Below are 12,023 nucleotides of genomic sequence, written 5' to 3' on the forward strand. Positions count from 1 at the left end.
GGTCCTGCCGGGCGTATCCGAAGTAGGGGATGACGGCGTTGATGCGCGCCGCCGAGGCCCGGTGCGCCGCGTCGATCAGCAGGAGCAGCTCGATGACGTTGTCGCCGGGGGCGGTGGTGCTCTGGATGATGAACAGGTCTCGCCCGCGCACGTTCTCGTCGATGCGGACGAAGATCTCGCCGTCGGCGAACTTCTTGATGGTGACCGCGCCGAGCTCCAGGTTCAGGTGCTTGGCGATTTCCCTGGCGAGCGGAAGGTTGGCCGTGCCGGCCAGCAGCATGGGGCCACCGCTCGGGAACGGATCGGACATTCGTAACGGACCTTGTTCAAGGGGTCTTGGCGAGCCGCGTAGAATAGGCGGGCGGGGGCGGATGCCGCAAGAAGTGCGTGAGTGCGGAAGTGCGTGAGTGCGGGAGTGGTTTCGGCGAGCGGGCGGGTCTTGCGCGCGTGGCTGGCTTCGCCCGGGCGCCCCCTCCGGGCTCGCGGAGCTCGCCCACCTCCCCCAATAACCCCTGGGGGAGGCTGAAAGCAGTTGCAGTGCTCCCCCTCCCCCGCGAAGCGGGGGCAGGGGGTCGGGGGGAGGGGGCCCTCCGCGCACGCGACACACTCCGCCTCCTCCGCGAGGACCCGATCCCCGCCCTCACCCCGGCACGAAAAAACGCGCGGAGGATCGAACCCGATCCCCCGCGCGTTTCTACTTCCGCACTAACGCACTACCGCACTCACGCACTTCCCTACTCGCGGACGAACTCCGTCACGTCGCGGATCTCCACCGGGCCCACGTTGGCGGCACGGATGCCCGCCTCGACCACGGAGCGGTCGCCCACGACCACCACCACGGAGTTCTCCGGGCGCACGTACTGGTTGGCCACGCGCCGCAGGTCATCGGCCGTCACGGCCATCACCCGCTGCACGTAGTCGTCGAAGTACGACGCGTTCAGCCCGTACGTCTCCAGGTTGGCCAGGTTGCCGGCCACGTCCTGCGTGGTCTCCAGCTGGTCGGGCAGGCGCAGGGCCACGAAGCTCTTGATCTTCTGCAGCTCGTCGGCGCTCACCGGCTCCGTGCGGATGCGGTTGAGCTCGCGGAAGAACTCCACCAGCGCGCTGTCGGTGGCGTTGGTCTGCACGCCGGCCGCGGCCGTGAACGGGCCCGCGCCGCGGAACATGCTGTAGCTGCTGCGCGCGCCGTACGCCCAGCCGTGCGTCTCGCGCAGGTTGGTGTTCAGCCGGCTGGTGAAGGTGCCGCCCAGCATGGTGTTGAGCACCAGCAGGGGGAAGTAGTCGGGGTTGTCGCGGGCCACGCCCGGGTGGCCAATGCGGATCTCCGACTGCGCCGCGCCCGGCTTGTCGATCAGGTACACCGTCGTGCGGCCGATGGTGGGCGCCGCCGGGGCGGTCCCCATCTGCATGGCCGCGCCCTGCGCGCGCCATCCGCCGAACGCCTGCGCGATCATGGGCTGCATCTGCGCCGCGTCCACGTCGCCCACCAGGATGAGCGTGCTGTTCTCGGGCCGGTAGCGCGAGGCGTGGAACGCCTGCACGCGGGCGCGGTCCAGGCCGCGCGTGCTCTCGGCGCTGGGCACGCGGCCGTACGGGTGCTGTCCGCCGTACACCAGCGACGCGAACGCGTTGCCGGCGATGGTCGTCGCCTCGTCCTTGGCGCGGGCCAGGGCCGTGAGGCGCTCGTCGCGCAGGCGGCTCACCTCGCGCTCCGGAAAGTCGGGGCGCGTGACCACGTCGGCCATCAGCTGCAGCGCGCGGGGAAAGTTCTGCCGCAGCACGTACAGGTTGGACTGGGCGGCGTCCGTGCCCGAGCCCGTGGACAGCGACGCGCCCAGCAGGTCCAGCGCGTCGGCCAGCTGCAGGGCGTCCATGCCGGCCGCGCCCTCGTCCAGCATGTTGGCCGTGAACGACGACAGGCCCGGCAGGTCGCCCGGCTCGTCGGCCGTGCCGGCGCCGCGCGTGACGAGGACGGCGCTCACCACCGGGAGCTCCGGCTGGCGCACGTACATGACCGTGAGCCCGTTGGGCAGCTGCATGCGCTGCGGCTGCGGCAGGCTGATGCGCGGCGCGCCCTGCGGACGCGGCGGCGTGGTGGGAAAGCCGGGCTGGGCCGCCGCCTGCGTGGCGGAGACGAGCGCGGCACCCGCGGCAAGGGAAAGGATCAGGCGCTTCATTACTGGTTCTCCTGGGCGGCGAGCTCCGTCTTGCCCTGGGGCACGATGCTGATGATCACGTGGTTCTTGCCCGCCAGGTACTGCTGGGCCACGCGCTGAACGTCGGCCGGGGTCACGGCCCGGTACCGGGCCAGGTCGCGCTCGGCGTAGTCGGCGGTGCCGGTAAAGTACAGGTAGTCGTTGAGCTGGTCGGCCTTGCCCTCCACCGTCTCCAGCCGGCCCACGAAGCCGGTCACGCGGCCGTTGATCACGCGCTCCAGCTCCTCCTGCGAAGGCGGCGTCTGGGCGATGCGGGCGATCTCCTCGTCCACGGCGGCCTGCATGCGGTCCAGGTCCACGTCGGGACGGGCGCGGATGCGCATCCAGAAGTCACCCGAGAGCAGGTTGGCGTCGTTGAACGCGCTGGCGAAGGCGGCCACCTGCTCGTCGTACACCAGGCGCTTGTACAGGCGCGAGCTCTTGCCCGAGGTGAGGATGTCGGCCAGCACGTTGAGCGCCGCCTCGTCCTGCGAGAAGCGCTTGCCCGTGCGCCAGATCATGGACAGCTCGGGGAGCGTGACGCGGTCCTCGCGGGTGGTGTAGGTGGTGGCCGTGAGCTGCGGCATGGGATCCGTGGGCCGCTGCACGTCGGTGTTGCGGGGGATCCAGCCAAAGTAGCGCTCCGCCCACTGGCGCACCTGCGCCGGGTCCACGTCGCCCACGACGGCGATGGAGGCGTTGTTGGGCGCGTAGTAGGTGCGGAAGAACGCGTTCACGTCCTCCAGCCGGGCCGCGTCCAGGTCGGCCATGGAGCCGATGGTGGTCCACGAGTACGGGTGGCCCTGCGGGTACAGCAGGGTGGACGCCGTCTCCCACAGCAGGCCGTACGGCTGGTTCTCGTAGCTCTGGCGGCGCTCGTTCTTCACCACGCCGCGCTGGCCCTCGAGCTTGGAGGGCGACATGGCATCCAGCAGGCCGCCCATGCGGTCGGCCTCCAGCCACAGCGCCAGCTCCACGGCGTTGCTGGGCATCACCTCGTAGTAGTTGGTGCGGTCCGTGGTGGTGCTGCCGTTGTTGCGGGCGCCGGCGGCCTCGAGCCAGTTGTCGAAGTCGCCCTCGGGCACGTTCTTGCTCCCCTCGAACATGATGTGCTCAAAGAGGTGCGCAAAGCCGGTGCGGCCCGGCCGCTCGTAGCCGGAGCCCACGTGGTACCACACGTTCACCGCGGCCAGCGGCGCGGAGTGGTCTTCCGCCACGATCACCCGCAGCCCGTTGGGGAGCGTAAAGGTGGTGTGGGGAATGCTGACCTGCTGCGCCGCCGCCGGGGCCGCGAGCAGGCACAGCAGCGGAACGAGGCGTTTCATCGTGCTGCCCTTGTCTGGGTGAAGGTGTCCTGATGCGGGAGAGTGTATCGCGTTTGTCGCGATCCCGAAATAGGCGGGTTCGCCCGGGGTGCTAATTTCTTCTCCTCCCGGCGCGGGCGATAGTACCCGCCAGAAGGTGGATGTTCCTCGCTCAATCCGTTGGAAGCGAAGTGCTTCGGCAAGGCGGAAAACAGATTTCTCACGCAGAGCCGCAGAGGACGCAGAGTACCCCGGTTCTGCGCGAATCCGCAGTTCTCTGCGCCTCTGCTTCCTCTGCGTGAGAATGCAGTTGGGTTTACGGGAACGAAGCGCGGCCCCGGCGCAGGAGAGCCGGGGCCGCGTCCGTCATCATCCGGGTGATGCGCGTCAGTTGGTGACGCCCAGGAAGAAGCCGCTGGTGCGCAGCCGTCCCCCGATCACCGTGATGTTGCTGCTGCTTGTGGCCCCCACCAGGCTCACCGTGCCCGTCACGCGCAGCTGCGGGAGAAAGCCGCGCACCGTGGCGGCCGTGCCCGGCATGATCACCCGGTGCGGACCCTGGATGGGACCGTCGGCCAGCACGTCGGTCGAGACGGTAAAGTCCGCGCCCAGCGTGAGCGTGGCGCCCGCCTGCACCTGCGCCCACGCCACCGTCGTCGCCGAGTCCAGCGCGGGCATGTTGGCCGGACCGGCGGGGATGAGCACCGAGTCCGTGGCCGTGGGGACGGCGTTGGCGGACCAGTTTCCCGCCGTGAACCAGTCCGTGCTCACGGCGCCCGTCCAGGTGAACGTGCCCGTGGCCGGCGGCCCCGGCAGGGTGATGGTGATGGCCGCGTAGCCGCCCAGCCCCTCGTACGTGGCGTGGATCTGCACGGTGCCCGTGTCCACGGCCGTCACCAGGCCCGTGGCGCTCACGGTGGCCCTGGCCGGGTTGTTGGTGGCCCAGTCCACCGCCACGTTCAGCGTGTCGCCCTCGGCGTTGATGACCACGGCCTGCAGCTGCAGGGTGGAATCATCCAGCAGGGTGGCCGACGCGGGGTTCACGATCACGCTGGCCGCGCCGAAGGTGACCGTCACGGGCACGTGCCCGGCGCGGGGCCCCAGGCTGATGTTGAGCGGCGGGTTGTTGTTGCCCGGGCTCACGTCGATGGTGGCGCTGCCCTCGTGGGTGATGGCGCCCGTGTTGTCGAACGCCTGCACGGTAAAGGTGCGGGCCGCGCCCGGCGGCACCTTGATGGTGCCCGTGGCCACGCCGTTGCTGGACACCAGGTTGAAGGCCAGGGGCGTGGTGATGTCGGCCGCCGTCACCTGCACCACCAGGGTGGCGATGGGCGTGCCGGAGGTGTTGGCCGTCACGCGGATGGCGGAGGTCTCGCCGTCGCCCCCCGCGTTGGTGACGCCGTCGGTGCAGGCGCCCAGCAGCAGCACGAGGGCCGCCGCCAGGAACCCGCCGAGCTTGCGGATGCTCATGGTCGGTTTCGCGCGCTGGGGTCAGGGAATGGTGATCTGGCTGCTGCCGCCCACGCCGGAGTACGTGGCCACGATCTGCACGGTGCCCGACGACAGGGCGCGCACCAGGCCCGTGGAGCTCACGGTGGCGCGGCCGGGGTTGAGCGTGGCCCAGTCTACCGCCACGTTGAGCGTGCCGCCGCCGGCCGCCGTGACCGTCGCCGTGAGCTGCAGGCTGTCGCCCGCGGCCAGCGTGGCCGAGGCCGGCGAGATGCTCACGCTGTGGTCACCCACCGACACCGTCACGGGTACGTGCCCGCTGCGGGGCCCCAGCGAGATGTTCACGGGCGGGTTCTGGCCGTTGTCCACGTCTACCGTGGCGCTGCCCTCGTGGGTGATCTGGCCGCTGGTGTCGAACGCCTTGACGGTGATGGTGCGGGCGCTGCCCGGGGGCATCTTGATGGTGCCCGACGCCACGCCGTTCTGCACCTGGAGGTTGAACACCAGGGGCTGCGGGATGTCGGAGGCGGTCACCTCCACCACCAGGGTGCTGATGGGGGTGGCGGAGACGTTGGCGCTCACCTGGAGCAGCGCCTCGCCGCCCGGCTGGCCGCCCGTGGCGTCGCCGGAACAGGCGGACGCGGCGAACAGCGCGGCCAGGGCGAGCGCCGTCCACCGGCGCGGACGGGTGTGGAGAGGAGTGGGGATGCGGCTCATGCGACCTCGGCGTGCGGGCTGGGCCGGCGCAAGGCACTGCGCCGACAGGTTACGGCGGTCCCGGCGCGGTCGTGCGGGGGCACGGCTGGACGGGTGCGTGGGGCCTGGGATGGAGCGGAAGTACGGCTGGAGGAACGAAAGGAGACCTGCGGAAGCGGTAGCCAAGGTAATCGGAAACATTCGTTTCACAACGATCCCGTTCCGGGCCTCGGCCGCGCGCGATCCGGGTCGTCCACGGCGCGCTCCGCGTCCGACACCCAGGCGCCCAAACGTTCAGAATGCGCGAATCCGCAAGGGCTTGCGGTGAATCGTATCAGATCCGGTCCCCGCCGATCCTCTGCATGTCGGTTCGGTGGATGCTGCCGAATACATTGTCGGCAATGATGATCGGCGGACCGTGTATTCCGGAAATTTCGGAATTCCTCGGAGTGCCGGGATCCGTGGCAGGGATGGAAAAACCTATCTCACGCAGAGGGAGCAGGGGCAGCAGAGTACTTCGTCGCGCGATGAAGTACTCTGCGCCCTCTGCGGCTCTGCGTGAGAATGCAGTTGTCGTTGTTGTTTTCAGCCGCCCCGGGCCACGCGGCAGGCGGTTTCGCCCGTCGTCTCGCCCACGCTCTCGGGGACCCACTCGTCCCAGTCGCCGGGCTCGTCGTCCGACCTCCACACCACGTCCGTGCCCAGGTACTGGATCACCTGCACGGCGCGCCACCGGCGGCGGGTGCAGTCGTAGTCCATCCGCGACAGCACGTTGTCGTACGTGTCGCCGTACTCGTCCGTGTACGGATCGGCGTAGATGCTGCGCACCCACACGCGGTACACGCCGTTGCCCTGCGGGGTGATGCGCGTGCGGTCCACGAAGCGCTCGAACGTCTCCGTCTCGCCCGCCGCGATCCACCGGTCATCCAGCTCCGCGCGGTCACCGGTCGATCCGCCCGCGCCGGCGCCCGCGTCGCGCACGGCCAGCTCGTACGCGCCCGGCTCCTCGTCGTACGCGCTGACGGCAATCCAGTACTCGCCGTCCGCCGGCGCCGTCACGGTCAGCCGCGAATCCGTGCCCAGGCCGCCGTCGTCGTCCTCGCCCAGCCAGTCCACGTCGTCGCCCGAGCGGGCGTGGGCCACGCGCAGGTACGCGTCGAAGTCGTCCGACCGCAGCGTGACCGTCAGCCGCTGCCCCCGGCGCGCCTGGAAGTGGTACAGGTCGAAGTAGCCGCCCTCGGTGAACGCGGCGTCGCCCGCCTCCAGCGTCCCCGCGATGGCCGGCTGGCCCACGCGGATGGCCGCGGGCGGGCGCGTCCGGCCCGACGCCATCTCCCCCGCCTGGTCCGCGTCCCCGCGCCGCCGGCCCCGCCCGCCCCCTCCGGCCGATGCCGGCGCGAAGGCCACGCGGCCCGGCCGGCGGTCCACCACGGCGCGCACGTCGTCCAGGGGCACGGCAAAGTTCAGGTTCTGGCCGGCCTGGTAGATGGCCACGCTCACGCCCACCACCTCGCCGCGCCGGTTGAGCACGGGCCCGCCCGACGAGCCCTCGGAGAGCGGCGCGGTGATCTGCATCATCCGCTGCCCCTCCACCTCGCGGTACGCGCTGACGATGCCGTTGCTCACCGTGTTCGTGAGCCCCTCCGGCGCGCCGATGGCCACCACCTCCTCGCCCACGGTGGGTGCCTCGCGGGCCAGCTGCACGGTGTTGCGCGCGGCGCCCATGCCGGGCAGGACGGCGATGTCCACGTCGGCGTCCAGGGCCTCGGCGTGGCGCGCGGTGCCCAGCAGGCGCTCGTCGGCGTCGTACACGTCCACGCGCGCGGCGCCCTCCACCACGTGCGCGTTGGTGACGATGCGCCCGTCGCGCAGGATGAAGCCGCTGCCCAGCACCATCTCGCGCCCGCGCGCGTCGAAGGTCTTGAGCGACACCACGGCCGGCCCCGACCGCTGCACCACCTGCGGTACGGAAAGCTGCGCGTGCGCCACCGGGGGCGCGGCCACGGCCAGCGCGAGCGAAATCGGGAGCGAGAGGAGAATACGGCGCATCATCGGCGGCACCTCAACCGGGGAGAGCGGAAGGAATTGGAGCGGATCGGGCGCGATTCGGCACGGGGCCGCCGCGTCGCACGTCCCGCATCGAACGCAAATCCGGTGCGCATTGCCCCGCACGGAGCGGTGCCGCGACACGCGGGCGGGACAAGTACGTACGGGATCGGCAGATGGATTCCGTCCCGGCGATCCGACGTCCGTCCGCATGCAGGACCCCGACGGGACAAGCGTGACTCAGCGAGACATCTTCGTCCTCCTGCTGAATCGCCGCCGGACAGCTCGAAACAGCATTCTCACACGGGGCCTTCGACCAACGGGGTCAACGGTTTCTTTTTCAATCAGTTACCGTTCCCTCCGTTGGCCGAAGGCCCCGTGTGAGATATTTCCGTAGACCTGTCCCGCGCGTCCGTGCCGGCTGAGTCCGGCATCACAGCCAGCGCTGCAGCCAGTCGAACGCGATGAACTGCATGGGCGGGGTAAAGGAGTGTGGCGCCTCGTGGAACGCGCCGACGAAGCGGTCGGGGATGCCGGTCTTGGCGTAGACGCGCTCCAGCTTGTCGACGGCCGCGCGCATGCCCTCCACGGGAAAAAGCGTGTCGCGGGCGCACTGCTGCACGAGCACGGCGCCGGGCGCGGCGAGGGCGAGCGCGTCGGGCAGGTCCAGCGAGGCGCGCAGACCCGGCGCCCAGGCCATCCACGTGTGGCGGCGCGCGTGGCGGGGCAGCATCTCGCCCAGTGCGCTCATCCACGCGACCACCACGGCGGCCTTGATGCGCGGATCCGCCGCGGCCAGGCACGCGCTGCGCAGCCCGCCGCCGGACAGACCCACGCAGCCGATGCGCCCCGGGTCCACGTCCACGCGCGTGAGCAGGTAATCCACCGTCCGCCGGTCGTCCCACGTCAGCAGGCCGGGCCAGCTCGCGCCGGCGGCGAACAACGTCTTGGCCACGGGGGTCTCGAACGCGCCCGCCACGCGGTTCTCGGCCGCGATTCGCTCGGCGCTTCCGGCGGGGAGGCCCGCGAGGGACGCGAACGCCTCGCGCGCCTCGGCGGGGACGACGTCGCGCTGGAGGGTCTCCGCGCGCAGGCGTCGCTCGCCGAAGTAGAACGCGTCGATGACGATCACGACGAAGCCGCGCCGCGCCAGGTCCTCGGCGATGGCGCGGCCGCCGTACAGCCGCTGGCGATACTCCACGAGCGTCGGCGGATCGTCCGGGCTGCTTACGAGCTTGGCGGCGCCCCACGCGTACTGGCCGCCGTGGCAGTGCAGCGCCACGACGGCGGGCATCCGGCCGGTGCGCCCCGTGGGCACGAGCACGCGCGCGGGGATGTCGTACGCGGGCGACGCGTGGAGGCGGACGGTCTCGATGCGGAACCCGTCGCGTGCCTCCGTCGCCGTCACCTCGCCGGTGACGGCGGGCGGCGCGGGATCGAAGCCCAGGTGCCGGAGGAGCGCCGGCCGCGCGACGGCCTTCCACTCCTCCAGCGACGTCCATCGATCGTCCAGGAACGAGAGCGACGGCGCCTGCTCGCGGGCCACCCACGCGACCGTGTCCCACAGGTTGGCCAGGTCCGACTCTCCGTCCTGCATCGGCGGATGCACGTCTGCTGCATCCACGTCCGCCAGCGGATGCGACGGCCAGGGCCCCGCGTCCAGCGGCAGCGCGAGGGCGCCCAGCGCGCCGAGTGCCTGCCGGCGCGTCATGCGCATCGAGAGATCGCGATCAGGGTTCATCATCCAAGTCAACGCACGGCTGAGCTCGGCGGCTCGGGGCAGTCTCCGAGCGCGGGAGAGGAGATCCTTCGGTCGGCGCCAGGGAGTCACGCGTAGGCGAGATCGCGCGGCGCCTCCCTCAGGAAGTCAATTGACTACATGAATATCATCAGCAAAACGGGCGCGGAGCGGTGGCTCCGGCGCCCGTTCGACATCCACCGAGAAGAACGACAGCTCAGATGCGCCGTCTGCGGAGGCGCATTGGAGGTCCCACGACCTCCGGCACCGCCGGATCAATCGAGCGAAACGCGGGGTCCAGCCAGGTACGAACGATCGCATCGGCGCGCCGCATGCGGTCGATCGCCTCGGAGATGATCAGGTGCTCGGGATGAGTGGCATCGTCCGACTGCATGGCCAGCCTACCGGGTTGATTGTTCACCATCAAAGGTAACATCAACGTAAAGCCGACGCGGCGCCGATGGTCACGCGGATGGGGTTGGACAGGCGCTCGGCGAAGGTGTCCAGGTAGCGCCACCAGTCCTCCACACCGTGAAAGTCGCCGCTGGCCGTCCAGCCGGCACCCGCGTACTGCACCGCCGGCACGCCCGAGCGGGCCGTCGACAGCGCCAGGAAGTGATTCTCGACCTCCGCCACGTCCGTGAACTGCGCGGACGGCAGCAGCACGGCCGTGCCCAGCGAGCCGTGGCCGCCGTTCTTGCGCTCCACGGGTCCCCACGTGGCGAGCCACCCCCACTGCGCGCCGCGGCGGTTGCTGCCCACGAGCCCCTCGCGCTTGACGGTGCCCGTGACGAACGGCAGGTCGGCGCCGTTGGCCGTGCGGAACGTGGTCTCCATGCGATACAGGTTCTGCCCCGCGTCGATGGCGATGCGCCGAACCTCCTGCACCTGCACGCCGCCGGCGTCCCACGGGTCGTACGTGAGCTCGAAGACGGCACGGATGGGGCCCGTCGCGAGGATGCGGTGCGCGCGGAAGTTCCGGGCGCTGACCACGCGTCCGTCCTGCAGCACGCCCACGCCGCCGGCGCCCAGCGTCTGCCCGACGGTGTAGAAGTCGGCGCCCTCGCCCGTGTCGCGGTGGTACTGGTCGTGGCCCTTGGCGTACCAGCGCTCCACGATGAGGTCGCGGACGCGCTTGGGCCAGATGTCCACGCCGCTGCTCACCAGCGGCTCGAACTCCGACGCCTGCCACAGCCCCTGGCCGTAGATGCGGAACGCGATACGGTCGCTTTCCCACGCCACGTCGTCGCGGTGCGCGTCGTGGCGGGCGTACACGCGGGCCGCGGGCGCGGCGGCGGGCGCCTGGGCCTGCACGAGCAGCTCCTTGCGCTCGCCGGGCCAGAAGCTGGTGAGCACGAGCAGCTCGTCCGTGGTGCCGTCGCCGTCGTTGTCGATGGCCTGCGTGACCTGTTCGGCTCCGCTGGCGGCATCGATCACGCGCACGCGGTCGGCGGAGAGGGCGGGCAGCGCGGCGCGCAGCTGCGCCCACGACAGCGTCAGCACCTCGTCCGCGCGCGCCACCGCGAGCGGGTTCTCGGCGCGGACGGCGACGCCCGTCTGCCCGGCGAGCGCGGCGGGCGCGAGCAGGGACACCAGCGCGACCAGGGCGGAGCGGCAGATGCGGATCATCTTCATCGGCAAAATCGTCTCAGTGACTTGGCACTTGGCACTTGGCACTCGGCACGTGGCACTCCTCACAGAAGCGCGTCCATCGCCACGCCCTGCATGTCGGCGAAGACCTGGTTCTCGCCGCCCATCGCCCAGCAGAACGTGTAGGCGGCCGTGCCGCAGCCGGAGTGGATGGACCAGCCCGGCGACAGCGCCACCTCCTCGTCGCGGACGACCAGGTGCCGCGTCTGGTCCGGCTCGCCCATCAGGTGCATCACCACCGCGTCCTGCGGCACACTGAAGTAGAGGTAGACCTCCGTGCGGCGCGCGTGCGTGTGCGCGGGCATGGTGTTCCACACGCTGCCCTCTTGCAGCTCCGTCACGCCCATCACCAGCTGCGCCGTCTTTACGCCGTTGGGATGAAAGTACTTGCGCAGGATGCGGCGGTTGGCGCTCGCCACCGTCCCCAGCTCCGTGGCCTCGGCCTCGAACTGCGCGACGTGCGTGGTGGGATACGCGGCGTGCGCGGGATAGCTGACGAGGTAGAAGCGCGCGGGGCTGGCCGCGTCGTCGCTCTCGAAGGTGATCTCGCGGCTGCCGCGGCCCACGTACAGGCCGTCGCGGAAGGCCATGGCGTGGCGCTGGCCGTCGACGGTGACGCTGCCGGCGCCGCCCACGTTCAGCACGCCCAGCTCGCGGCGCTCGCAAAAGAACTCCGAGGCCATCTCGGGCGGCGCCTCCAGCGACAGTGTTCCGTCCGTGGGCACCGCCGCGCCGATAACAACGCGGTCTAGGTCCACGAAGCGCAGCGTGACCGCGCCGGGAACGAACAGCCCGCGCAGCAGAAAGCGGTCGCGCAGCTCGGCCGTATCCATCCGCCGCGTCTCGACGGGTCCGGGCAGGTAGTGCATGGTCATGTCAGACAATCCTTCTTCCGTGAAATCCGCATTTCATCCGGTCAGGACAGTTCGCGCCGACAGCGGAGCG

10 protein-coding genes are annotated in these 12,023 nt (G+C 70.6%); all 10 read right to left on the reverse strand.

All coding sequences use genetic code 11. The features are described 5' to 3' along the window. On the reverse strand, positions 1-310 hold a 310-nt coding region (locus VFZ20_RS03180), incomplete at its 3' end, for a ribose-phosphate pyrophosphokinase-like domain-containing protein (RefSeq protein ID WP_329682376.1). A 424-nt stretch (positions 311-734) separates the two neighbouring features. Beyond that, positions 735-2,177 (reverse strand): pitrilysin family protein, encoded by a 1,443-nt coding sequence (locus tag VFZ20_RS03185; RefSeq protein ID WP_329682377.1) that lies wholly within the window; start codon positions 2,175-2,177, stop codon positions 735-737. Next, positions 2,177-3,520, reverse strand: coding sequence for a pitrilysin family protein (locus VFZ20_RS03190; protein WP_329682378.1), 1,344 nt, complete (start codon positions 3,518-3,520; stop codon positions 2,177-2,179). Before VFZ20_RS03190 ends, VFZ20_RS03185 begins: the two co-directional genes overlap by 1 nt. Positions 3,521-3,886: 366 nt before the next feature. Continuing rightward, positions 3,887-4,969: an Ig-like domain-containing protein gene (locus tag VFZ20_RS03195; protein WP_329682379.1), complete on the reverse strand. Its 1,083-nt coding sequence runs from the start codon at positions 4,967-4,969 to the stop codon at positions 3,887-3,889. A 21-nt stretch (positions 4,970-4,990) separates the two neighbouring features. After that, a complete protein-coding gene (locus tag VFZ20_RS03200) occupies positions 4,991-5,665 on the reverse strand; it encodes an Ig-like domain-containing protein (protein WP_329682380.1) in 675 nt (224 codons plus the stop codon). 564 nt (positions 5,666-6,229) lie between these two features. Next, a complete protein-coding gene (locus tag VFZ20_RS03205) occupies positions 6,230-7,696 on the reverse strand; it encodes a surface-adhesin E family protein (RefSeq protein WP_329682381.1) in 1,467 nt (488 codons plus the stop codon). A gap of 427 nt (positions 7,697-8,123) precedes the next feature. After that, entirely contained in the window at positions 8,124-9,407 is a 1,284-nt protein-coding gene (locus VFZ20_RS03210) for a dienelactone hydrolase family protein (protein WP_329682382.1), read from the reverse strand. A gap of 238 nt (positions 9,408-9,645) precedes the next feature. Then, a complete protein-coding gene (locus VFZ20_RS03215) occupies positions 9,646-9,822 on the reverse strand; it encodes a hypothetical protein (RefSeq protein ID WP_329682383.1) in 177 nt (58 codons plus the stop codon). Positions 9,823-9,863: 41 nt separating this feature from the next. Continuing rightward, the gene (locus tag VFZ20_RS03220) at positions 9,864-11,063 is read right to left on the reverse strand and encodes a DUF4861 domain-containing protein (RefSeq protein WP_329682384.1); all 1,200 of its coding nucleotides are present in this window, start codon (positions 11,061-11,063) and stop codon (positions 9,864-9,866) included. A 59-nt stretch (positions 11,064-11,122) separates the two neighbouring features. Further along, on the reverse strand, positions 11,123-11,953 hold the full coding sequence (gene kduI, locus VFZ20_RS03225; protein WP_329682385.1) for a 5-dehydro-4-deoxy-D-glucuronate isomerase: 831 nt from the start codon (positions 11,951-11,953) through the stop codon (positions 11,123-11,125). Positions 11,954-12,023 lie beyond the last annotated feature (70 nt).

The organism is Longimicrobium sp. (assembly GCF_036280135.1).
Taxonomy (GTDB): domain Bacteria; phylum Gemmatimonadota; class Gemmatimonadetes; order Longimicrobiales; family Longimicrobiaceae; genus Longimicrobium.

Coding starts and splice junctions, on each gene's coding strand:
- VFZ20_RS03220 (WP_329682384.1), bottom strand. CDS start 11,063: ATGAAGATGATCCGCATCTGCCGCTCCGCCCTGGTCGCGCTGGTGTCC.
- VFZ20_RS03215 (WP_329682383.1), bottom strand. CDS start 9,822: ATGCAGTCGGACGATGCCACTCATCCCGAGCACCTGATCATCTCCGAG.
- VFZ20_RS03185 (WP_329682377.1), bottom strand. CDS start 2,177: ATGAAGCGCCTGATCCTTTCCCTTGCCGCGGGTGCCGCGCTCGTCTCC.
- VFZ20_RS03210 (WP_329682382.1), bottom strand. CDS start 9,407: ATGCGCATGACGCGCCGGCAGGCACTCGGCGCGCTGGGCGCCCTCGCG.
- VFZ20_RS03200 (WP_329682380.1), bottom strand. CDS start 5,665: ATGAGCCGCATCCCCACTCCTCTCCACACCCGTCCGCGCCGGTGGACG.
- kduI (WP_329682385.1), bottom strand. CDS start 11,953: ATGACCATGCACTACCTGCCCGGACCCGTCGAGACGCGGCGGATGGAT.
- VFZ20_RS03195 (WP_329682379.1), bottom strand. CDS start 4,969: ATGAGCATCCGCAAGCTCGGCGGGTTCCTGGCGGCGGCCCTCGTGCTG.
- VFZ20_RS03205 (WP_329682381.1), bottom strand. CDS start 7,696: ATGATGCGCCGTATTCTCCTCTCGCTCCCGATTTCGCTCGCGCTGGCC.
- VFZ20_RS03190 (WP_329682378.1), bottom strand. CDS start 3,520: ATGAAACGCCTCGTTCCGCTGCTGTGCCTGCTCGCGGCCCCGGCGGCG.